We start from the raw sequence: 22,436 nt of genomic DNA, 5'->3' as shown, positions 1-22,436 counted from the left end.
GACATACCGCATAAATTATCCCCGTGACTGGAAAAAACAAAATAAACCACCACACTGGACAAGAACAATTATCAGTCATAATCTTAATCAATCGATTGATTAATAATTGGGTTGCGCGATGAATACCCCAACCATGACGACGAAAGGCGAACAGGCCAAAAGCCAGCTTATCGCCGCTGCGCTGGCGCAGTTTGGCGAATACGGCCTCCATGCCACCACGCGCGACATTGCCGCCCAGGCCGGACAAAATATCGCCGCCATCACTTACTATTTTGGCTCCAAAGAGGATTTATACCTCGCCTGCGCCCAGTGGATAGCCGATTTCATCGGCGCCCAGTTTCGCCCTCATGCCGAGGAAGCGGAACGACTGTTCGCCCAGCCGCAGCCCGATCGCGCCGCTATGCGCGAGCTGATCCTGCGCGCCTGCAAAAATATGATCATGCTGTTAACCCAGGACGACACAGTCAACCTGAGCAAATTTATTTCGCGCGAACAGCTCTCCCCGACGGCGGCTTACCAACGGGTGCACGATCAGGTTCTCAACCCCCTTCACACGCATCTGACGCGCCTGATTGCAGGGTATACCGGCCGCGATCCGGGAGATACGCAAACCATTCTCCACACGCACGCGCTGCTGGGCGAAGTGCTGGCCTTCCGCCTGGGAAAAGAAACCATTTTGCTGCGTACCGGCTGGTCAACGTTTGATGAAGAGAAAACAGAACAGATTTACCAGACGATCACCTGTCATATCGATCTCATTCTGCAAGGCTTAACGCAAAGGAGTCAGGAGCAATGAAAAAACCTGTCGTTATCGCACTGGCTGTCGCGGCGCTGGCCGCCGTGCTTGCCGGTGGTACATGGTGGTATCAGAGTCGGCAGGATAACGGGCTGACGCTCTACGGCAATGTGGATATTCGCACCGTCAATATGAGTTTTCGCGTCGGAGGCCGGCTGGCTTCGCTGGCCGTTGACGAAGGCGACGCCATTACGTCCGGGCAGGTATTGGGCGTGCTGGATAAAGCCCCGTACGAGAACGCGTTGATGCAGGCTAAAGCAGGCGTCTCCGTCGCCCAGGCGCAGTATGATCTGATGCTCGCGGGGTATCGCGATGAAGAGATAGCCCAGGCCGCTGCCGCCGTGAAACAGGCGCAGGCCGCATTTGACTATGCGCAGAACTTTTATCAGCGCCAGCAGGGATTGTGGAAAAGCCGCACGATCTCCGCCAACGACCTGGAGAACGCCCGATCGTCCCGCGATCAGGCGCAGGCGCAGCTGAAATCCGCACAGGACAAATTGAGCCAGTACCGTACCGGTAACCGCCAGCAGGATATCGCCCAGGCAAAAGCCAGCCTCGAACAGGCGCAGGCGCAGCTGGCGCAATCAGAACTCGATTTACAGGATACAACGCTGATCGCCCCCTCTGACGGTACGCTGTTAACCCGCGCGGTAGAGCCCGGCAGTATGCTCAACGCAGGCAGCACCGTGCTGACGCTGTCGCTGACTCGCCCGGTATGGGTTCGCGCCTACGTGGATGAACGCAACCTCAGCCAGGCGCAGCCCGGCCGCGAAATTTTACTCTACACCGATGGCCGCCCTGACAAGCCTTACCACGGCAAAATCGGCTTCGTATCGCCGACCGCTGAATTCACCCCGAAAACCGTTGAAACGCCGGATCTGCGCACAGACCTGGTCTATCGACTGCGCATTGTGGTGACTGACGCGGACGATGCGCTGCGTCAGGGAATGCCGGTGACGCTGACGTTCAGCGACGAGGCGCGGCATGAATGACGCCGTCATTACGTTAAACGGCCTGGTGAAGCGCTTCGCCGGAATGGAAAAACCGGCGGTCGCCCCGCTCGACTGTACGATCCACGCCGGTTATGTCACGGGTCTGGTCGGGCCGGATGGCGCAGGCAAAACCACGCTGATGCGGATGCTGGCAGGGCTTCTCAAGCCCGATAGCGGCAGCGCGTCGGTGATCGGGTTCGATCCGATCAAAAACGACAGTGAATTGCATGCGGTACTCGGTTACATGCCGCAAAAATTTGGTCTGTATGAAGATCTGACCGTGATGGAGAATCTCAATCTCTATGCGGATTTACGCAGCGTAACGGGCGAAGAACGGCAAAAAACGTTTGCCCGTCTGCTGGAATTTACCGCCCTCGGCCCCTTCACCAAACGGCTGGCAGGCAAGCTCTCGGGCGGGATGAAACAAAAACTCGGGCTGGCCTGTACGCTGGTCGGCGAGCCGAAAGTGCTGCTGCTTGACGAACCGGGCGTCGGCGTTGACCCCATCTCCCGTCGCGAGCTGTGGCAAATGGTGCATGAACTGGCGGGTGACGGCATGCTTATCCTGTGGAGTACGTCATACCTGGACGAAGCCGAACAGTGTCGCGACGTGCTGCTGATGAACGAAGGAGAGCTGCTGTATCAGGGCGAACCGACTAAGCTAACGCAGACCATGGCAGGACGCAGTTTCTTAATGAGCAGCCCGCAGGAGAATAACCGCAAGCTCCTGCAACGCGCGTTGAAACTGCCGCAGGTGAGCGACGGTATGATTCAGGGGAAATCGGTACGGCTGATCCTGAAAAAAGAGGCCACCGCAGAGGATATCCGCCGGGCCGAAGGGATGCCGGAGATAACGATTAACGACACCACGCCGCGCTTTGAAGATGCCTTTATCGACCTGCTTGGCGGCGCGGGTACATCGGAGTCTCCGCTCGGCGCGATCCTGCATACCGTTGACGGCACGCCGGGTGAGACGGTCATTGAGGCCAAAGAACTGACCAAAAAATTCGGCGACTTCGCCGCCACCGACCACGTTAACTTCGCCGTTGAGCGCGGAGAAATCTTCGGTCTGCTCGGCCCCAACGGCGCGGGGAAATCCACCACGTTCAAGATGATGTGCGGTTTGCTGGTGCCAACTTCCGGCAAAGCGCTGGTGCTGGATATGGATTTGAAAGTCAGCTCCGGCAAGGCGCGCCAGCATTTAGGGTATATGGCGCAAAAATTTTCCCTGTACGGCAACCTGACGGTAGAGCAAAACCTGCGTTTTTTTTCCGGGGTTTATGGCCTGCGAGGCCGGGCGCAAAACGAAAAAATCACCCGCATGAGCGAAGCCTTCGGCCTGAAAAGCATCGCCTCTCATGCGACGGATGCGCTGCCGCTCGGTTTTAAACAGCGTCTGGCGCTGGCCTGTTCGCTGATGCATGAGCCCGACATTCTGTTTCTCGACGAACCCACCTCCGGCGTCGATCCCCTCACCCGCCGTGAGTTCTGGCTGCACATCAACAGCATGGTAGAAAAAGGGGTCACGGTGATGGTCACCACCCACTTTATGGACGAAGCGGAATACTGCGACCGTATCGGGCTGGTTTATCGCGGCAAGCTGATCGCCAGCGGGACGCCGGACGATCTGAAAGCACAGGCGGCAGACGACGACACGCCGGACCCGACGATGGAGCAGGCCTTTATCACGCTCATTCACGACTGGGATAAGGAGCATACTCATGAGTAACACCCTGCTCTCCTGGCGGCGCGTACGCGCGCTGTGTGTGAAAGAGACGCGTCAGATTATCCGCGATCCCAGTAGCTGGCTGATCGCCGTGGTGATCCCGCTGCTGTTGCTGTTTATTTTTGGCTACGGGATTAACCTCGACTCCAGCAAGCTGCGGGTCGGCATTCTGCTCGAACAACAGAGCGAGGAGGCGCTGGATTTCACCCACGCCATGACCGGTTCGCCGTATATCGACGCCACCATCAGCGATAGCCGCCATGAGCTTATTGAGAAAATGCAGGCCGGGCGCATTCGCGGGCTGGTGGTGATCCCTGTCGATTTTGCGCAAAAGATGGCGCGAGAGAATGACACCGCGCCGATACAGGTTATCACCGACGGCAGCGAACCGAACACCGCCAACTTCGTGCAGGGTTACGTGGAGGGGGTCTGGCAGATCTGGCAAATGCAGCGGGCTGAAGATCGTGGGGAAGAATTTGAACCGCTGATCGACGTGCAGACCCGCTACTGGTTTAACCCGGCGGCCATCAGCCAGCACTTTATCATTCCCGGCGCGGTCACCATTATCATGACGGTGATTGGCGCCATTCTCACTTCGCTGGTGGTTGCGCGCGAGTGGGAGCGTGGAACGATGGAGGCCCTGCTCTCGACCGAGGTGACGCGCGCAGAGTTGTTGCTGTGCAAACTGATCCCCTACTACTTCCTCGGCATGCTGGCGATGCTGCTGTGTATGCTGGTGTCGGTGTTTATTCTTGGCGTGCCCTGGCGCGGCTCGCTGGTGATTCTGTTTCTTATCACCAGCCTGTTTCTGCTCAGTACGCTGGGAATGGGACTGCTGATTTCCACCATTACCCGTAATCAGTTTAACGCCGCGCAGGTCGCGCTGAACGCCGCTTTTTTACCGTCAATTATGCTGTCAGGCTTTATCTTCCAGATAGACAGTATGCCTGCCGTCATCCGCGCGGTGACTTACATTATTCCGGCGCGCTATTTCGTCAGCACCCTGCAAAGCCTGTTTCTGGCGGGGAACATCCCCATTGTGTTGATCGTTAATACGTTATTTTTAATCGCTTCGGCAGCCATGTTTATCGGCCTGACGTGGATGAAGACCAAACGCCGGCTGGATTAAATTTTCTGCCTGATGGCGCTTCGCTTATCAGGCCTACGACCACATATTTTGTAGGCCGAATAAGGCATTTACGCCGCCATCCGGCATGGCATAAGGGAGAGAAACATGTTTCATCGCCTGTGGACATTAATCCGCAAAGAGCTGCAATCGCTGTTACGCGAGCCGCAGACCCGCGCGATCCTGATCTTACCGGTGCTGATCCAGGTGCTGCTGTTTCCCTTTGCCGCCACGCTGGAAGTGACCAATGCCACCATTGCCATTTATAACGAAGATAATGGCAAACATGCCGTCGAGCTGACGCAACGGTTCGCGCGCGCCAAAGCGTTTACCCATATCCTGCTGCTGAAAAGCCCGCAGGAAATCCAGCCGACGATCGACACGCAAAAAGCATTGTTGCTGGTGCGCTTTCCGGCCGATTTTTCCCGTCACCTGGATAACCTCCAGCCCGCGCCGCTACAGCTCATTCTTGATGGCCGTAACTCCAACAGCGCGCAAATCGCCGCCAATTATCTCCAGCAGATCGTCAAGGATTATCAGCAGGAGCTGACAGAGGGCAAACCCAAGCCCAACAACAGCGAGCTGGTGGTGCGCAACTGGTACAACCCGAATCTGGACTATAAGTGGTTTGTGGTGCCATCCCTGATCGCCATGATCACCACGATAGGCGTCATGATCGTCACCTCGCTCTCCGTTGCCCGCGAGCGCGAACAGGGTACGCTGGATCAACTGCTGGTTTCCCCTCTCACTACCTGGCAAATTTTCATCGGTAAAGCGGTGCCCGCGCTGATTGTCGCCACTTTTCAGGCCACGATCGTACTGGCTATTGGCATCTGGGCGTACCACATCCCCTTTGCCGGTTCGCTGGCGCTGTTCTACTTCACAATGGTGATTTACGGGCTGTCGCTGGTTGGATTTGGCTTGTTAATCTCGTCGCTCTGCTCCACCCAACAGCAGGCTTTCATCGGCGTATTCGTCTTTATGATGCCTGCTATCCTGCTATCGGGATACGTTTCTCCGGTCGAGAACATGCCGGTATGGCTACAAAATCTGACGTGGATAAACCCTATCCGCCATTTTACGGACATCACCAAGCAGATTTATTTGAAAGATGCGAGTCTGAAGATCGTCTGGGGGAGTTTGTGGCCGCTACTGGTGATCACGGCCACAACGGGGTCAGCGGCGTATGCGATGTTTAGACGCAAAGTGATGTAGCTTTTTCTCCTTCGCCAGCAGCGAAACCACAGCAGGCCCGGCAAGGATCGCCAGCCCAGCCAGCGCCAGCAGCAGGTTGTTGTGCAGTACGCGGGACAGCAGCCACAGAGCAATCATCGCGGCGCCGAAATACCAGGTGGTCGTCAGCTCTTCCAGCACATCCGCAACGTCGCGCCAGCGCTGTTCGTGGTGGCGTTGTAACGCCAGCATCAGCAGCACCGTCACGCCATAAAGCACGCATAATCCCAGGCCGACGCGGACTAAAGCGCCGCTCATCCAGCCCATTACCAGCAGCGCCACTACCAGTAAATGCAACATAATCTGCCAGCAACTAAGACCCGTTGCGACACGAACACGTTGTTGCCACCTCATGGCTTTTTCTCCTGAAGGATTTTTATCTAATTATTCAGAGTACCGAACTTTACGGAAAATTCCGTAAGACCGCATCTTTTTGTGACGACGACTACACTATTTCAATCAGGATAGTGACGCGGACAGGAAGAAAATGATCCAACAAACGCGAAATTTTTCATTCAAAGTGCTCACAATTAACACGCATAAGGGTTTTACCGCCTTTAATAAGCGCTTTATTCTGCCGGAGTTGCGCGACGCCGTCAGAACCGTCAGCGCGGATATTGTCTGCCTCCAGGAAGTGATGGGCGCGCATGAAGTTCATCCGCTGCACGTCGAGAACTGGCCTGATACCACCCATTACGAATTTCTTGCCGACACCATGTGGAGCGATTTCGCCTATGGTCGTAATGCCGTCTACCCGGAAGGGCATCACGGCAACGCGGTGCTGTCGCGCTATCCGATTGAACACTATGAAAATCGCGATGTCTCCGTCGGCGGCAGTGAAAAACGCGGCGTGCTGTATTGCCGTATTGTTCCGCCGATGCTGGCTCAGCCAATTCATGTGATGTGCGTACATCTCGGCTTACGGGAAGGCCACCGCCAGGCGCAGTTGGATATGCTGGTTGAATGGGTTAACGCCCTTCCCGAATCCGAACCCGTGGTGGTCGCCGGGGATTTCAACGACTGGCGGCAGAAAGCCAACTATCCGTTAAAAGCGTCTGCGGGGCTGGAGGAGATCTTCACCCGCGCGCATGGCCGCCCGGCGCGCACCTTTCCGGTCAGGCTGCCGATACTGCGACTCGATCGTATATACGTCAAGAATGCCAATGCCAGCTCTCCTGCGGCGTTGCCGTTGCGTAACTGGCGACATTTATCTGACCATGCCCCTCTTAGCGCGGAGATACATCTATGAAATGTGGATGGCGTGAAGGCAATCAGATTCAGCTACTGGAAAACGGCGACCAGTTCTATCCCGCCGTGTTTGACGCTATCGCGCAGGCACAGCAGAGGATCATCCTGGAAACCTTCATCTGGTTTGAAGATGACGTAGGTAAGCAGCTACACGCGGCGCTGCTTAAAGCGGCCAGACGCGGCGTAAAAGCGGAAGTGCTGTTAGACGGCTACGGCTCACCCGACCTCAGCGAGGCGTTTGTCGGGGAGCTGACCGCAGCGGGGGTAATCTTCCGCTATTACGATCCGCGTCCTCCCCTGTTCGGCATGCGCACCAACCTCTTTCGCCGTATGCACCGTAAAATCGTGGTTATTGACGATCGGGTCGCGTTTGTCGGCGGGCTGAATTACTCCGCAGAACATATGTCCGATTACGGCCCGGAAGCCAAACAGGATTACGCCGTTCGCGTCGAAGGGCCGGTCGTGGAGGATATTTTGCAGTTTGAGCTGGAAAACTTGCCGGGGCAAAGCGCCGCACGCCGCTGGTGGCGACGCCATCATCGCGCCGAAGAAAACCGGAAACCCGGCGAAGCGCAGGTGCTGTTTATCTGGCGCGATAATGATGAACATCGCAACGATATTGAACGTCACTATCTGAAGATGCTTACGCAGGCGAAACGTGAAGTGATTATCGCCAATGCCTATTTCTTTCCCGGCTATCGCCTGCTGCATGCCATGCGCAAAGCCGCCCGACGCGGCGTGCGGGTAAAACTGGTGATCCAGGGGGAACCCGATATGCCCATCGTCAAAGTCGGCGCGCGTCTGCTGTACAACTATCTGGTGAAAGGCGGCGTCCATGTCTATGAATATCGCCGTCGCCCGCTGCACGGCAAAGTGGCGTTGATGGACGATCACTGGGCGACCGTCGGCTCCAGCAACCTCGATCCGCTCAGTCTGTCGCTTAACCTTGAAGCAAACGTCATTATTCATGACCGCACGTTTAACCAGACGCTGCGCGACAACCTGAACGCCATTATCGCCAATGATTGCAAGCAGGTGGACGAGTCTATGCTGCCGAAGCGCACCTGGTGGAATCTGAGCAAAAGCGTGCTGGCGTTCCACTTCCTGCGCCACTTCCCGGCGCTGGTCGGTTGGCTGCCGGCGCACACGCCGCATCTGGCGCAGGTTGAACCGCCCGCCCAACCGACGATGGAAACGCAGGATCGGGTCGAAGCGGAAAACACGGGGGTGAAGCCCTGATGTCAACATCACACCCGCGATGGCGGCTGGCGAAAAAGATCCTCACCTGGCTGTTTTTTATCGCGGTGATTGTCCTGCTGGTCATTTATGCCGGAAAGGTCAACTGGGAAGATGTCTGGACGGTGATCCGGGATTACAACCGGATTGCGCTGTTGAGCGCGGTTGGGCTGGTGATTGTCAGCTACCTTCTTTACGGTTGCTACGATCTGCTGGGACGTTTTTACTGCGGCCACAAGCTGGCGAAGCGGCAGGTCATGCTGGTGTCGTTTATCTGTTACGCCTTCAATCTGACGTTAAGCACCTGGGTCGGCGGAATCGGTATGCGCTACCGTCTGTACTCCCGCCTCGGCTTACCGGGGAGCACCATCACGCGTATTTTTTCGCTGAGCATTACCACCAACTGGCTGGGCTATATTCTGCTGGGCGGAATTATTTTTACCTTCGGCGTCGTGCAACTCCCGGCCCACTGGTATATCGATGAAAATACGCTGCGCATTCTCGGTATTGTGTTGTTACTGGTGATTGCCGTCTACCTGTGGTTTTGCGCCTTTGCGAAACGGCGTCATATCACGATTAAAGGCCAAAAGCTGATGCTTCCGTCATGGAAATTCGCCCTCGCGCAGATGGGGATTTCCAGCGCGAACTGGATGGTGATGGGCGCCATTATCTGGCTGCTGATGGGGCAAGACGTTAATTATTTCTTTGTACTTGGCGTGCTACTGGTGAGCAGTATTGCCGGAGTGATCGTGCATATCCCGGCCGGGATCGGCGTTCTGGAAGCCGTGTTTATGGCGCTGCTGGCGGGTGAGCATACGTCGCAAGGCACCATTATCGCCGCCCTGCTCGCCTGGCGTGTGCTCTATTATTTTATTCCGCTATTGCTGGCGTTGATTTGCTATCTGCTGCTGGAAAGTCGGGCAAAGAAGCTGCGGGCGAAAAACGAGAAAGCCTTAGCGAAGTGACAGGTTATTTGCTGCTTATCAGGTGTATTACCGGCCTAACCTGTAGGCCGGATACAGCGTTCACGCCGCCCGCTGGCGCAACGCCAATTAACGGCGATTACCGAAAATACGCAGCAGCATCAGGAACAGGTTGATGAAGTCCAGATACAGCGTTAACGCGCCGAGAATCGAGTATTTCCGCAGCGTCGAGCTGTCACGAACATCAATCTGCTCGCTAATGTTTTTCAGCTTCTGCGTGTCATAGGCGGTCAGACCGACAAAGACAACCACCCCGATATAGGTCACCGCCCACATCAACGCTTCGCTTTTGAGCCAGAAGTTGACCAACGATGCCAGAATAATGCCGATCAGCGCCATAAACAGCATGCTGCCCCAGCCGCTGAGATCGCGTTTCGTGGTGTAGCCATACAGGCTCATCACGCCAAACATCCCGCCGGTCACGACAAACGTGCTGGCGATAGACGAATAGGTATAAACGATAAAAATGCTCGACAGCGTCAGGCCCGTCAGCGCCGAATAGAGCATAAACAGCGTGGTCGCCAACCCGGCGCTAAGTTTTTGCACCATTGCCGACAGCGCAATAACCAACGCAAGCTGGGCGATAATCAAGCCAAAGAAGGTGATTTTGCTGGAAAAGACAAACATCATCACCGCAGGCGTATTCGCCGCATACCAGGCGATAAATGCGGTCAGCAGCAGCCCAACCGTCATCCAGCCATATACCTGCGCCATATACGTTTGCAGGCCGGAACGGGTCTGTATGATAGAATCGGATCGTGGGAATCGGTCCATGATGATCTCCTGATTAAAAGTGATACCCCTGAATAAGGGTATCACATTCTGCTACCAGCGTTTTGCCGCCTGCCGATCGCTATCGCGCGCTTCCACCCAGCGCTCGCCTTCCGGCGTCGCTTCACGCTTCCAGAACGGCGCGCGGGTTTTCAGATAATCCATAATGAATTGCCCGGCCTCGAACGCGCTGCTGCGGTGCGCGCTGGTTACGCCGACAAAGACAATCTCATCGCCCGGCCACAGTTCACCAATGCGATGGATCACCGTCACGCGCCCCAGCGGCCAGCGCGAGCGCGCCTCGTCCACGATATCCGCCAGCGCTTTTTCCGTCATCCCCGGGTAATGTTCCAGCGTCAGCGCTTTAACGCTGTCGCCCAGATTATGATTGCGGACTTTACCGGTAAAGGTCACAACCGCGCCATCTTCATCACGCTCCGCCAGCCAGGGGTACTCCTCCCCGACGCTGAACGGCGCATGGCCAACGATCACTCGCGTTTCAGCCATCTCAGCCTCCTGTCACCGGTGGGAAAAAGGCCACTTCATCACCCGCCGTCAGCGGATGTTCAAAACTGACCAGCGTCTGATTAACGGCGGCCAGCAGCTTGCCGTCTTCCAGCGCCAGCGCCCAGCGATCGCTTTGCGCCGCCAGATGCTGACGCAGCGCTTCTACGGTTGGGAAATCGGCGGCGACCTCTAACGCATCCGTTCCCACCAGTTCACGCACCTGAGCGAAAAACAGAACCTTAATCATGCGCATCCACCTTAAAATCGCCAGACTTACCGCCGCTTTTCGCCAGCAAGCGCACCGGGCCAATCACCATATCTTTTTGCACCGCTTTGCACATGTCGTAGATCGTCAATGCCGCCACGGAAGCGGCTGTCAGCGCTTCCATCTCCACGCCGGTTTTCCCCGTCAGGCGACACAGCGATTCAATGCGTACCCGGTTGTGTTCAGGCTCCGCCTGCAATTGCACTTCGACCTTACTCAACAACAGCGGGTGGCACAGCGGGATCAGCTCCCAGGTACGTTTAGCCGCCTGAATACCGGCGATACGCGCGGTTGCGAAAACATCGCCCTTATGGTGGCTACCGTCGATAATCATCGCCAGCGTTTCACTGCGCATCGTCACAAACGCTTCGGCGCGCGCCTCACGTACGGTTTCCGCTTTGGCGGAGACGTCCACCATGTGCGCTTCGCCAGCGGCATTAATATGGGTCAGTTGCGACATACTTATTTCTTCAAATGTGGGTGGAAGTTACACGGGCGTGTGCGAGCATCAAGCTGCGGCGCGATGATGTTGTCCCAGGCGGTGCGGCACGCTTTTGTGGAGCCCGGCATCGCAAAAATCAGCGTCTTGTTGGCAACGCCGGCCACCGCGCGAGATTGCAGGGTCGATGTGCCAATCTCTTCAAACGACAACATGCGGAACACTTCGCCAAACCCTTCGACTTCGCGATCAAAGAGCGGCAGTAACGCTTCCGGCGCCTGATCGCCATCGGTCAGCCCGGTGCCACCGGTGATGAGCACCACCTGAACGTCATCGCTGGCGATCCACGCGGAAACCTGCGCGCGAATGGCGTAGAGGTTCTCTTTAACAATGGCTTTGTCCACAACCTGATGCCCTGCTTCCAGCGCGGCGTCGCGCAGAAAATGACCGGAAGTGTCGTCTTCTTCGCCGCGACGACTGGAAACCGTAAGAATAGCAATGCGGGTAGGGATAAACTCAGCGCTTACCTGACTCATAAAAACTCCTTGTCCGTTAAGGCGTTAACCGCCTATGTACGATAGATTTTGCGTAATACCGGTATTGTTCTGGTGCAGGAAGTGGGTCTGCTTTTTCTCCAGCAGCGCGGCTGAAATGCGTTCTTCCAGCGCATGTTGCTGTGCATCGTCTTCCAGCAGGTCGCGCAGGCTTACGCCGCCTTCGCCAAACAGGCAAAGATGGAGTTTACCGACCGAGGAAACGCGCAGACGATTGCAGGTGGCGCAGAAATCTTTTTCATACGGCATGATGAGACCGATTTCACCGGCATAGTCAGGATGACAAAAAACCTGCGCCGGGCCGTCGCTGCGCTGGCGCAGTTGATGAATCCAACCGCGACGCAGCAGTTCATCACGCAGCACCTGTCCAGAAATATGGTGTTTACGAAAGAGTTCGCTCCCCTCTCCCGTCTCCATCAGTTCAATGAAGCGCAGTTGAATGGGGCGTGCCTGAATCCAGGCGAGAAAGGTGTCCAGTTGATGATGGTTCACATCGCGCATCAACACGGTGTTCACTTTGACCTTTGCGAAACCGGCGTCAAACGCGGCGTCAATGCCCGCCATCACCTGCTGGAATTTATCCTGCCCGGTAATGGCGTGAAACTGACGGGCGTCGAGGCTATCGACGCTGACGTTGATGCCCGTCAGACCCGCGTCGCGCCAGTTCGCCGCATCACGCGCCAGACGATACCCATTAGTGGTCACCGCAATCTGGCGAATCGCGTCGTTTTCACGCACGGCGGCAATGATGTCGGTAAAGTCGCGACGCAGCGACGGTTCACCGCCGGTAAGGCGCACTTTTTCGGTGCCCAGACTGGCAAACGCGCGCGTCACACGGCGAATTTCATCGACGGTCAGAAAGCCGTTATTGGTGACACCGCCAGGCTTGTAGCCATCCGGCAGGCAGTATGTGCAACGAAAGTTACACACATCAGTAATCGACAGACGTAAGTAATAAAACTTACGTGCGAAAGCATCGGTAAGTTGTGAGGCCATGTACACCTTTCCAAATACGGGAGGCGGAGTCATTTCTTCCTGCGCCCTGGTGGCAAACTCTTTCGAGGCTTGTCACGGCCAAAACACCATATCAATTTGACACAGGCGTAGAGGCTAGAGTGTCTTTTTAAGCATCGCTTAAAAAGGTGGTTATGCCGATACTAGCGTGTAAATAGCATTTTTGCCATTCCCACTTTACGCTATATAATCATGTATATAGCGTCATGATCGTGCTATTTCGCTACAGAATAAGCAAAAATCACACTTTTGCATTGATATACATCAGTTAGCCATCAGGCTAACCCTATCCGAAAGAGGTAGAGGGGATGGATTTATTTTCCATCGTTGTTCGTTGGCTAATTGCTGAAAAGGCGCTATTTGCGCTACTGTAGCGCAGTACCTCTGATATTAGGAATTTGTATGCGCAATCGTACGCTGGCAGACCTGGATCGTGTTGTCGCTCTCGGCGGAGGGCATGGATTAGGACGCGTTCTCTCTTCACTCTCTTCATTAGGCTCACGCCTGACCGGTATTGTCACCACCACCGATAACGGGGGTTCCACAGGCCGTATTCGCCGCTCTGAAGGGGGCATCGCCTGGGGCGATATGCGCAACTGTCTGAACCAGTTAATTACCGAACCCAGCGTCGCGTCGGCGATGTTTGAGTATCGTTTTGGCGGTAATGGTGAACTTTCCGGCCATAACCTCGGAAATCTGATGTTAAAGGCGCTGGATCACCTGAGCGTGCGGCCTCTCGAAGCGATAAATTTAATTCGCAACTTATTGAAGGTGGATGCGCATTTAATCCCTATGTCGGAGCTGCCGGTAGACCTGATGGCCATCGACGATCAGGGGCATGAAGTATACGGCGAGGTGAATATCGATCAACTGGCGACGCCGCCGCAGGAGCTGATGCTGTCACCGAAAGTCCCCACCACCCGGGAAGCGGTGCAGGCCATTAGCGAAGCCGATTTGATTCTGATTGGCCCCGGAAGTTTCTACACCAGTTTGATGCCGATTCTGCTGCTTGATGAGCTGGCGCAGGCGCTGCGCCGTACTCCGGCGCCGATGGTCTATATCGGTAATCTGGGGCGCGAATTGAGTCTGCCCGCCGCCAGCTTAACGCTTGTCGACAAACTGGCGATTATGGAGCAATACGTCGGGAAACAAGTTATCGACGCCATTGTGGTTGGCCCGAAAGTGGATGCCTCGGCGGTGACGGGCCGGATTGTGATTCAGGAAGTGCTGGAAGCCAGCGATATTCCGTATCGCCATGACCGACAGCTGCTGCATAACGCGCTGGAGAAAGCGATACAGGCGTTGGGGTAAGCGTTCAGATTTGCCCGGTGGCGCTTCGCTTACCGGGCCTACACACAACAGGCGGCACAACCGTAGGCCGGATAAGACGCTTTACGTCGCCATCCGCCATCGTCAGGACGCCGCGATAAACAGCTCACGTAGCTGATGCAACTGGTCGCGGATCTCTGCGGCTTCTTCAAACTCCAGGTTTTGCGCATGCTGCATCATCTGGCCTTCCAGCTCATGAATTTTCTGCTGCAACGCTTTCGGCGTCATATCCATCTCAACCACACCCGATTTCGCCGCTGCGCGGGACTTCCCTTTGCCCTTCGCTTTGGTTTTCGCGATGTTCTGACCCAACGCCAGAATATCGACCACTTTCTTATTCAGCCCCTGCGGAACGATACCGTGCTCTTCGTTGTATAACTGCTGTTTCTCGCGACGACGTTCGGTTTCGCCTATCGCTTTCGCCATCGACGGGGTGATCTTATCGCCATAGAGGATCGCCTTCCCGTTGACGTTACGCGCCGCACGGCCGATGGTCTGAATCAGCGAACGCTCTGAACGCAGGAACCCTTCTTTGTCTGCGTCCAGAATCGCCACCAGCGAGACCTCAGGCATGTCCAGCCCTTCTCGCAACAGGTTGATCCCCACCAGCACGTCAAACTCGCCCAGACGCAAATCACGAATGATTTCCATACGTTCAACGGTATCGATGTCCGAGTGCAGGTAACGTACGCGCTCGCCGTGTTCTTCGAGATATTCGGTAAGATCTTCCGCCATTCGCTTGGTCAGCGTCGTCACCAGCACACGTTCGTTAATCGCCGCCCGCAGGCGGATCTCAGAGAGCAGATCATCAACCTGCGTCGCCACTGGCCGAACTTCAATGATCGGGTCCAGCAGCCCGGTGGGACGCACCACCTGATCCACCACCTCGCCGCCGGATTTCTCCAGCTCATAGTTGCCCGGCGTGGCGGAAACGTAGATGGTTTGCGGGGCCAGCGCTTCAAACTCTTCAAATTTTAGCGGACGGTTATCCAGCGCCGACGGCAGACGGAAACCGTACTCCACCAGCGTCTCTTTGCGCGCCCTGTCCCCACGAAACATCCCGCCGATTTGCGGAATCGTGACGTGAGATTCATCCACGACTAACAGGCCATCGGCTGGCAGATAATCAAACAGCGTCGGCGGCGGCTCGCCAGGCCCGCGCCCGGAAAGGTAGCGGGAGTAGTTTTCAATCCCCGAGCAATATCCCAGCTCGTTCATCATTTCCAGATCGAACTGCGTACGCTGGGTTAGGCGCTGTTCTTCCAGCAGCTTATTGTTTTCCAGCATGATCCTGCGTCTGTCCACCAGTTCGTCTTTGATCTCCTCCATCGCCTGTACGATGCGCTCGCGCGGCGTAACGTAGTGCGTTTTCGGGTAGATGGTGTAGCGCTGGATAGTCGATTCAACCTGCCCGGTCAGCGGGTCAAACAGCGACAGACGTTCAACCTCCTCATCAAACAGCTCAACCCGCAGCGCAATATCGTCAGACTCCGCCGGGAAGATGTCGATGACCTCGCCGCGTACGCGGAAAGTGCCGCGCTGGAAGGCCTGATCGTTGCGGGTATATTGCAACTCCGCCAGACGGCGCAGGATAGCGCGCTGATCGATGATCATCCCCACCGTCAGGTGCAGCATCATCTTCAGGTATAAATCGGGATCGCCCAGACCGTAGATAGCGGAAACCGAAGCCACGACCACAACGTCCCGCCGCTCAAGCAGCGCCTTGGTCGCCGACAGTCGCATCTGTTCTATGTGTTCGTTCACCGACGCATCTTTTTCGATAAAGGTGTCGGAGCTGGGCACATACGCCTCTGGCTGATAGTAGTCATAGTAAGAGACGAAATATTCCACCGCGTTGTCAGGGAAGAACTCTTTCATTTCGCCGTATAACTGGGCCGCCAGCGTTTTATTGGGCGCAAGCACCATCGTCGGGCGCTGTAAATCGGCAATCACATTGGCGATGGTGAACGTTTTCCCTGATCCCGTTACGCCCAACAGCGTCTGGTGCGCCAGACCATCTTCAAGACCTTCCTCCAGACGACGTATCGCCTCCGGCTGATCGCCTGAAGGTTTAAAAGCGGAATTCAGTTTGAACGGTTTACTCATGGGCAGCTACCTGAAGGAATGGGCGGGCAGGACACTAATTTTACCCGGAGCCGCTAATATTGCCAGCAAAATATACTGGATGAAAAAACAGTGGCGACTTAAGGTATTACTCAAATAAGGGATAACACCCGGCATTGCGACGTAAAATGTAGACCCTGACGAGATAAAAAACCAGTGAGATGCGGTTATCCCCAAACCAAAGACTTTTTTAACACTTGTCAAGATGTGTGATGAAAGATTTGTGGCAACCCGTGACACTTTCCTTACAGCCATTGCTTTTATCTAACAAATTGTTTCATAAGCACTATTTACTTAAGACGCCTTTCGCATCAATTTAGTCGCAGGCCGCGTCTTCTCTCGCTTACGTTGTGTTTTCTAACTCTAATACACAAGGTTATCCACAGGAATGGTGGATAACTGCGTCCAGCCCGTATGGACTGCCGCCTGGCAAAATCGCGCGGACGCCCCTTGATGAGGGGCTAAAAAAAAATTATCGCTTTTTTTTGATTTTTATCAGCTAACGAAACGCGGGCGGCAGGCGAGATCCTGCTCGCATTTTCACCCGTTTTACACCGCCTTCAGGCGCGTCAGATCGAGATATTGTCCTGTCGATGCACTTTCCGCCTTCCCGGAAAGCCAGGGGATTTCGCCCAGCAAAGGAGCCGTAATCACCCGCGTTAGCGTCGCTATGTATTCCGCATGGCGCTTTCCGGGCGGCGTCACGTCATTGGCTACCCACCCGGCAAGCGTCAGCCCGGCTTGCTGCACGGCCTGCGCCGTCAGCATGGCATGATTGATACACCCAAGCTTCACGCCCACCACCAGAATCACCGGCAGGTGCTCCGCCGCAACCCAGTCGGCAAACGTCAGCGTTTCGCCCAGCGGAGTAAACCAGCCGCCCGCCCCTTCCACTAACACCCAGTCGGCCTGCCGTTCCAGCGTGCGTAAACCGGCGGACATCACCGAGGCCTGAACGGGTCTCCCCTCCTCTGCGCTCACAATGTGCGGCGAGGTCGGTTCCGCAAAGGTGTAGGGATTGATCGCTTCATAGGCCAGCGTCAGCGTGCTGTTGCGCTGTAACGCCAGGGCATCGCTATTGCGCAGCCCCTGCGCCGTCATCTCGCTGCCCGACGCCACGGGCTTGTAGCCTGCCGTCCGAAAGCCGCTCTGCGCGGCAGCCTGTAACAGGGCGCAACTGGCGACCGTTTTTCCAACTTCAGTGTCCGTCCCGGTGACAAAATACCGTTTAATCACGTTCAATGACTCCCAAAAAAAGCTGATACGTCAGCGGATATTTCCCCTGCTGCTGCGGCCAGGCCAACTGTAACTGTCGCAACTGCGAACGCGTTAACACGCGCGGTTCACGCCCCTCGTGCAGATGCGTCGCCCCAATGCCTTTAAGCGAACGCATCGCGCTGAGCGCATCATCAAACCACAGGGTGATCGCCTGGATCTGCTGACGGACGCGCCAGCCGCGCATTGCATTGCCGATCGTCTCCGGCGACAAAAAGTGGTTGGCATGCCCCCGGTTATCTACCGCCTGCCAGGCCTGACGCAGTTCCGGCAGCGATCCGTGCGCCAGCGAGGTAAACGCCACCACGCCGCCAGGACGCACCACGCGATACAGTTCGCTTAGCGCGCCGCGCAAGTCGCCGCACCACTGCACCGCCAGGTTGCTCCATGCCAAATCAAACCGCGCCGCCGCCAGCGGGATGGCTTCGATATCCGCCGCAAGGTAATGGTGAGCAGCCTGCTGACGACGCGCCTCATCCAGCATTTGCGCCGAAAGATCGAGCGCCGTGACCTCGTATCCCTGCTCTCGCCAGAAGCGGCTCATCCGCCCTGGCCCACAACCGGCGTCCAGAACGTGCGCACATTCGCGCCCTGCCAGCAGCGCCAACAGCGCGTCCGCACTCTGACGTTGCAGTTCAGCGTGCTGCTCATAATGCGACGCGGCGCGTCCAAACGCGGCCGCAATCGCCTGCTTATCAACCTGCGCCATCCAGCACCTCCAGTAAGCGATCAATATCCTGCGCTTCATGCGCCTGAGTGAGCGTCAGGCGCAACCGGGCAGTACCGGCCGGAACGGTAGGCGGTCGGATCGCGCTCACCCAGCATCCCTGCTCCCGCAGAGTATCCGCCAGCCGTAACGCGCGCGCATTATCTCCGACAATCAGTGGCTGAATCGCACTGTGCGAATTTGCCAGCGTAAAATCACTGGCCTTAACGCCCGAACGGAAGCGCTGAATTAACGCAGCCAGTTTCTCCCGGCGATCTGCGCCTTCCGGGCTTCGGATCACCGCCAGCGCCGCGCTCAGCGCCTGCGCCTGCGCCGGTGGCATACTGGTGCTGTAGATCAGATGGCGGGCAAACTGCAACAGATAATCCGCAACGCTTTCAGAGCAGAGAATCGCCGCCCCGCTGACGCCAAAGCCTTTGCCAAACGTGACAATCAGCAGTTCAGGTTTGACCTGCTGTCGCCAGCAGCTTCCGCGCCCCTCATCGCCCGTAACGCCAATACCGTGCGCATCATCCACCAGCAGCCAGGCGTTACGCTGCCGTGCGACACGGTGGATCTCCGCCAGCGGCGCGCCGTCGCCGTCCATACTGAATATGCCCTCTGTCACCACCAGTTGCTGCCCGCCGCACGGGGCGTCCAGCAGGCGCGCCAGGTGTTGAGGATCGTTGTGGGTAAAGCGGCGAAGCGTCGCCGGGCTGAGGTTTGCCGCTTCCAGCAATGAGGCGTGGCTGAGACGGTCCGCGACAATCCGATCGTCTTTCGCCATCAGCGCGGCGATAACCGCCTGATTCGCCGCAAAGCCAGAGATAAACAGCAGCGCCCGCGAATAGCCAAGCCAGCCTGCCAGCGCCTCCTCAAGCGCCTGATGCGCCACGGAGTAGCCGCTGACGTGGCCGGAGCCGCCGCTGCCGACGCCAAAGCGCTCCGCACCCTGTTGCCAGGCGCGAATAATCTGCGGATGGTGACTTAAACCGAGGTAGTCATTGCTGGAGAAATTCAGATACTGGCGTTCGTTAGCCACCAGCCAACGCCCTGCCCCCTGCGCCACCGCATAGCGGCGACGCAACGCATCGGCAGAACGACGCGCCGTAAGCGCATCGTCGATTTTTTGCTGCCAGGTCATACTGCTGCCGCGTTGTAATAGTCGTCTGTATCCGGGGTCATCAGCGCCTGCTCCAGACGCTGTTGCTGTTCGTTGTCGCCAGCCAGCACCGACGTTTGCTGCGGATTCAGCCCCAGTTTGCGGAACAGCTGGAGATCTTTGTCTTCTTCCGGGTTCGGCGTGGTCAGCAGCTTGCAGCCGTAGAAGATGGAGTTCGCCCCCGCCATAAAGCACATCGCCTGCGTTTGCTCGTTCATCTGTTCGCGACCCGCAGAAAGACGCACGTAGGAGGTTGGCATCATAATGCGCGCGACAGCGATCGTGCGGATGAAATCAAACGCATCCACATCCTCATTATCCGCCAGCGGCGTACCTTTGACCTTCACCAGCATGTTGATGGGCACGCTTTCCGGCGGGGTCGGCAAATTCGCCAGTTGCAACAGCAGCCCGGCGCGATCTTTAACCGTTTCGCCTAAGCCAACGATACCGCCAGAGCAGACTTTAATCCCCGCTTCACGCACTTTGTCCAGCGTATCAAGACGTTCCTGATACGAGCGGGTCGTGATGATGTTGCCGTAAAATTCCGGGGAGGTATCCAGGTTGTGGTTGTAGTAGTCCAGCCCGGCGTTGGCAAGGCGCTGCGCCTGAGATTCATTGAGCGTGCCGAGGGTCATACAGGCTTCCAGCCCCATCGCCTTCACGCCCTGCACCATCTGTTCCAGATACGGCATATCGCGCTCGTGCGGGTTTTTCCATGCCGCGCCCATGCAGAAACGGGTTGAACCGGCGTTCTTCGCTTTGCGCGCAGAGTCCAGCACCTGCTCCACTTCCATCAGACGCTCCGCTTCCAGCCCCGTCTTATAGCGGGAACTCTGCGGGCAATATTTGCAGTCTTCCGGGCAGGCGCCGGTTTTAATCGACAGCAGCGTGCTGACCTGCACCTGTTGCGGATCGAAATGCTGACGATGGATTTGCTGCGCGTCAAACAGCAGATCCAGCAGCGGTTTATTAAATAATTCGGTAACTTGCGACAATGTCCAGCGTGGGTGGTGAGCCATAGGGCCTCTCCAAAGGGTGTTGTTAATTCTTGATTCGGTGTAGACTCGTAAACCTAAATGTTTTTAATTTGGTTTACAAGTCGATTATGACAACGGACGATCTTGCCTTTGACCAACGCCATATCTGGCATCCCTATACCTCCATGACCTCCCCGCTCCCGGTTTATCCGGTTGCGCGCGCCGAGGGTTGCGAACTGATTTTGGCCAACGGCGACCGTCTGATCGACGGCATGTCGTCATGGTGGGCGGCGATCCACGGTTACAACCATCCACAGCTCAACGCCGCGATGAAAACGCAAATTGACGCCATGTCGCATGTGATGTTTGGCGGCATTACCCATGCCCCTGCGGTCAACCTGTGTCGCAAGCTGGTGGCGATGACGCCGCAAGCGCTGGAGTGCGTGTTCCTGGCGGACTCCGGTTCGGTGGCGGTGGAAGTGGCGATGAAAATGGCGCTGCAATACTGGCAGGCGAAAGGCGAGTCTCGTCAGCGTTTTCTGACCTTTCGCAACGGCTATCACGGAGACACCTTCGGCGCGATGTCGGTATGCGATCCAGATAACTCAATGCACAGCCTGTGGAAGGGCTATCTGCCGGAAAACCTCTTTGCCCCCGCCCCGCAAAGCCGGATGGATGGCGAATGGGACGAGCGGGATATGGTGGCCTTTGCCCGCCTGATGGCGGCGCACCGGCATGAGATTGCGGCGGTGATTCTGGAGCCCATTGTCCAGGGCGCAGGCGGGATGCGGATGTATCACCCGGAGTGGCTTCGCCGCATCCGTAAGATGTGCGATCGCGAAGGGATTCTGCTGATTGCCGATGAGATCGCCACCGGATTTGGCCGCACAGGTAAACTGTTTGCCTGTGAACATGCGGACATTACGCCGGATATCTTGTGTCTCGGTAAGGCCATCACCGGCGGCACGATGACGCTTTCCGCCACGTTAACCACCCGTCGGGTCGCTGAAACCATCAGCAACGGCGAAGCCGGGTGCTTTATGCATGGCCCGACCTTTATGGGCAATCCGCTGGCGTGTGCCGTGGCCTGCGCCAGTCTTTCCCTGCTGGAAACAGGCGAGTGGCAGCAGCAGGTGGCGACGATTGAAACGCAGTTACGCCAGGAATTAGCGCCCGCGCGCGCATCGTCCTGGGTCGCTGACGTGCGCGTACTCGGCGCCATCGGCGTCGTGGAAACCACGCACCCGGTCAATATGGCGGCGTTGCAGCGTTTCTTTGTCGGGCAAGGCGTCTGGGTGCGCCCGTTCGGTAAACTGATCTACCTGATGCCGCCCTATATCATCCAGCCGGAACAATTGCATCGTCTGACGCAGGCGGTGAACGACGCTGTGCGCAATGAAACATTTTTTATCCATTAATCAGCGGTAAGCTGTAGCGGTTCTGGCTACACTTCCTTGCTAATCAGTAGATTAATGGAGGCGGTATGAAACTTATCAGCAACGACCTGCGCGACGGGGAAAAACTGCCCCATCGCCATGTGTTTAACGGCATGGGCTATGACGGGGACAACATCTCCCCGCACCTGGCCTGGGACGAGGTGCCCGCCGGTACGAAAAGCTTTGTCGTGACCTGCTACGATCCCGATGCGCCAACCGGCTCAGGCTGGTGGCACTGGATTGTCGCCAACCTGCCAGCCGATACCCGCGTACTGCCGCAAGGGTTTGGTTCCGGCCTGGTGGCGATGCCGGAAGGGACTCTCCAGACGCGCACCGATTTTGGTAAAGCAGGCTACGGCGGCGCAGCTCCGCCGAAAGGGGAAACGCACCGCTACATCTTTACCGTTCACGCGCTGGATGTGGAACGCATTGATGTCGATGCAGGCGCCAGCGGCGCGATGGTGGGCTTTAACGTCCATTTCCATGCGCTCGCCAGCGCGTCGATTACCGCAATGTTCAGCTAAGTGCCGTAGGCCG

Annotated in this window: 23 protein-coding genes and 1 riboswitch; of the genes, 11 read left to right on the top strand and 12 right to left on the bottom strand. The window is 56.7% G+C overall.

Going from position 1 to position 22,436, the window contains the following annotated elements:
* The first annotated feature begins 118 nt into the window (after positions 1-118).
* From cecR to OGX81_RS06070, 5 genes are all read left to right on the top strand, one after another.
* Entirely contained in the window at positions 119-796 is a 678-nt protein-coding gene (gene cecR / locus OGX81_RS06090; protein WP_071259642.1) for a transcriptional regulator CecR, read from the top strand.
* A complete protein-coding gene (gene hlyD / locus OGX81_RS06085; protein WP_012133181.1) occupies positions 793-1,788 on the top strand; it encodes a secretion protein HlyD in 996 nt (331 codons plus the stop codon). Before cecR ends, hlyD begins: the two co-directional genes overlap by 4 nt.
* Entirely contained in the window at positions 1,781-3,517 is a 1,737-nt protein-coding gene (locus OGX81_RS06080; protein ID WP_012133182.1) for an ATP-binding cassette domain-containing protein, read from the top strand. The genes hlyD and OGX81_RS06080 overlap by 8 nt, the downstream gene beginning before the upstream one ends.
* Positions 3,510-4,643: an ABC transporter permease gene (locus OGX81_RS06075; RefSeq protein ID WP_104868886.1), complete on the top strand. Its 1,134-nt coding sequence runs from the start codon at positions 3,510-3,512 to the stop codon at positions 4,641-4,643. Before OGX81_RS06080 ends, OGX81_RS06075 begins: the two co-directional genes overlap by 8 nt.
* A gap of 105 nt (positions 4,644-4,748) precedes the next feature.
* On the top strand, positions 4,749-5,855 hold the full coding sequence (locus OGX81_RS06070; protein ID WP_104868887.1) for an ABC transporter permease: 1,107 nt from the start codon (positions 4,749-4,751) through the stop codon (positions 5,853-5,855).
* Here the strand turns inward: OGX81_RS06070 and OGX81_RS06065 are convergent.
* A complete protein-coding gene (locus OGX81_RS06065) occupies positions 5,817-6,227 on the bottom strand; it encodes a YbhQ family protein (protein ID WP_024130510.1) in 411 nt (136 codons plus the stop codon). The two genes, OGX81_RS06070 and OGX81_RS06065, sit on opposite strands and share 39 nt — an antisense overlap.
* Before the next feature lie 133 nt (positions 6,228-6,360).
* Here OGX81_RS06065 and OGX81_RS06060 point away from each other — a divergent pair, with 133 nt between their 5' ends.
* The 3 genes from OGX81_RS06060 to OGX81_RS06050 are packed head-to-tail and all read left to right on the top strand — an operon-like array spanning position 6,361 to position 9,322.
* Positions 6,361-7,122: an endonuclease/exonuclease/phosphatase family protein gene (locus OGX81_RS06060; protein ID WP_012133186.1), complete on the top strand. Its 762-nt coding sequence runs from the start codon at positions 6,361-6,363 to the stop codon at positions 7,120-7,122.
* Entirely contained in the window at positions 7,119-8,360 is a 1,242-nt protein-coding gene (gene clsB, locus OGX81_RS06055; RefSeq protein ID WP_104868888.1) for a cardiolipin synthase ClsB, read from the top strand. The genes OGX81_RS06060 and clsB overlap by 4 nt, the downstream gene beginning before the upstream one ends.
* Positions 8,360-9,322, top strand: coding sequence for a lysylphosphatidylglycerol synthase domain-containing protein (locus OGX81_RS06050; RefSeq protein WP_047457979.1), 963 nt, complete (start codon positions 8,360-8,362; stop codon positions 9,320-9,322). Before clsB ends, OGX81_RS06050 begins: the two co-directional genes overlap by 1 nt.
* An 87-nt stretch (positions 9,323-9,409) precedes the next feature.
* Here the strand turns inward: OGX81_RS06050 and OGX81_RS06045 are convergent, their stop codons facing one another.
* The 6 genes from OGX81_RS06045 to moaA form a co-directional block, all read right to left on the bottom strand.
* Positions 9,410-10,114: a Bax inhibitor-1/YccA family protein gene (locus tag OGX81_RS06045; RefSeq protein ID WP_104868889.1), complete on the bottom strand. Its 705-nt coding sequence runs from the start codon at positions 10,112-10,114 to the stop codon at positions 9,410-9,412.
* A 51-nt stretch (positions 10,115-10,165) separates the two neighbouring features.
* A complete protein-coding gene (gene moaE, locus OGX81_RS06040; protein ID WP_058668823.1) occupies positions 10,166-10,618 on the bottom strand; it encodes a molybdopterin synthase catalytic subunit MoaE in 453 nt (150 codons plus the stop codon).
* A 1-nt stretch (position 10,619) separates the two neighbouring features.
* Entirely contained in the window at positions 10,620-10,865 is a 246-nt protein-coding gene (gene moaD / locus OGX81_RS06035; RefSeq protein WP_012133191.1) for a molybdopterin synthase sulfur carrier subunit, read from the bottom strand.
* Positions 10,858-11,343, bottom strand: coding sequence for a cyclic pyranopterin monophosphate synthase MoaC (gene moaC / locus OGX81_RS06030; protein WP_012133192.1), 486 nt, complete (start codon positions 11,341-11,343; stop codon positions 10,858-10,860). The genes moaD and moaC overlap by 8 nt, the downstream gene beginning before the upstream one ends.
* Before the next feature lie 2 nt (positions 11,344-11,345).
* On the bottom strand, positions 11,346-11,858 hold the full coding sequence (gene moaB / locus OGX81_RS06025; RefSeq protein ID WP_104868890.1) for a molybdenum cofactor biosynthesis protein B: 513 nt from the start codon (positions 11,856-11,858) through the stop codon (positions 11,346-11,348).
* A gap of 24 nt (positions 11,859-11,882) precedes the next feature.
* Positions 11,883-12,872 (bottom strand): GTP 3',8-cyclase MoaA, encoded by a 990-nt coding sequence (gene moaA / locus OGX81_RS06020; RefSeq protein WP_024130512.1) that lies wholly within the window; start codon positions 12,870-12,872, stop codon positions 11,883-11,885.
* Positions 12,860-13,006, bottom strand: a riboswitch (molybdenum cofactor riboswitch). Its footprint overlaps the gene before it by 13 nt.
* 286 nt (positions 13,007-13,292) lie before the next feature.
* Between moaA and yvcK the strand changes: the two genes are divergently transcribed.
* Entirely contained in the window at positions 13,293-14,201 is a 909-nt protein-coding gene (yvcK, locus tag OGX81_RS06015) for a uridine diphosphate-N-acetylglucosamine-binding protein YvcK (RefSeq protein ID WP_024130513.1), read from the top strand.
* 102 nt (positions 14,202-14,303) lie between these two features.
* Here the strand turns inward: yvcK and uvrB are convergent, their stop codons facing one another.
* From uvrB to bioB, 5 genes are all read right to left on the bottom strand, one after another.
* Entirely contained in the window at positions 14,304-16,325 is a 2,022-nt protein-coding gene (uvrB, locus tag OGX81_RS06010) for an excinuclease ABC subunit UvrB (RefSeq protein WP_047457991.1), read from the bottom strand.
* Positions 16,326-16,892: 567 nt separating this feature from the next.
* Positions 16,893-17,579 carry a dethiobiotin synthase gene (gene bioD / locus OGX81_RS06005; RefSeq protein WP_104868892.1) on the bottom strand — a complete coding sequence of 229 codons (687 nt, stop codon included), beginning with the start codon at positions 17,577-17,579 and terminating at the stop codon, positions 16,893-16,895.
* A complete protein-coding gene (gene bioC / locus OGX81_RS06000; protein ID WP_104868893.1) occupies positions 17,572-18,327 on the bottom strand; it encodes a malonyl-ACP O-methyltransferase BioC in 756 nt (251 codons plus the stop codon). The genes bioD and bioC overlap by 8 nt, the downstream gene beginning before the upstream one ends.
* Complete coding sequence (bioF, locus tag OGX81_RS05995; protein WP_104868894.1) at positions 18,314-19,468, bottom strand: 8-amino-7-oxononanoate synthase; 1,155 nt, start codon at positions 19,466-19,468, stop codon at positions 18,314-18,316. The genes bioC and bioF overlap by 14 nt, the downstream gene beginning before the upstream one ends.
* Positions 19,465-20,505: a biotin synthase BioB gene (gene bioB / locus OGX81_RS05990; RefSeq protein ID WP_012133202.1), complete on the bottom strand. Its 1,041-nt coding sequence runs from the start codon at positions 20,503-20,505 to the stop codon at positions 19,465-19,467. The genes bioF and bioB overlap by 4 nt, the downstream gene beginning before the upstream one ends.
* 86 nt (positions 20,506-20,591) lie before the next feature.
* Between bioB and bioA the strand changes: the two genes are divergently transcribed.
* Together bioA and OGX81_RS05980 are read left to right on the top strand one after the other, a co-directional pair.
* Positions 20,592-21,881: an adenosylmethionine--8-amino-7-oxononanoate transaminase gene (gene bioA, locus OGX81_RS05985; protein ID WP_104868895.1), complete on the top strand. Its 1,290-nt coding sequence runs from the start codon at positions 20,592-20,594 to the stop codon at positions 21,879-21,881.
* A 65-nt stretch (positions 21,882-21,946) separates the two neighbouring features.
* Positions 21,947-22,423, top strand: coding sequence for a kinase inhibitor (locus OGX81_RS05980; protein ID WP_047458005.1), 477 nt, complete (start codon positions 21,947-21,949; stop codon positions 22,421-22,423).
* Positions 22,424-22,436: the final 13 nt, after the last annotated feature.

The organism is Citrobacter sp. CK206, from assembly GCF_030333125.1.
Lineage (GTDB): Bacteria > Pseudomonadota > Gammaproteobacteria > Enterobacterales > Enterobacteriaceae > Citrobacter_B > Citrobacter_B koseri.
This window is presented reverse-complemented; position numbering and strand designations above follow the sequence as displayed.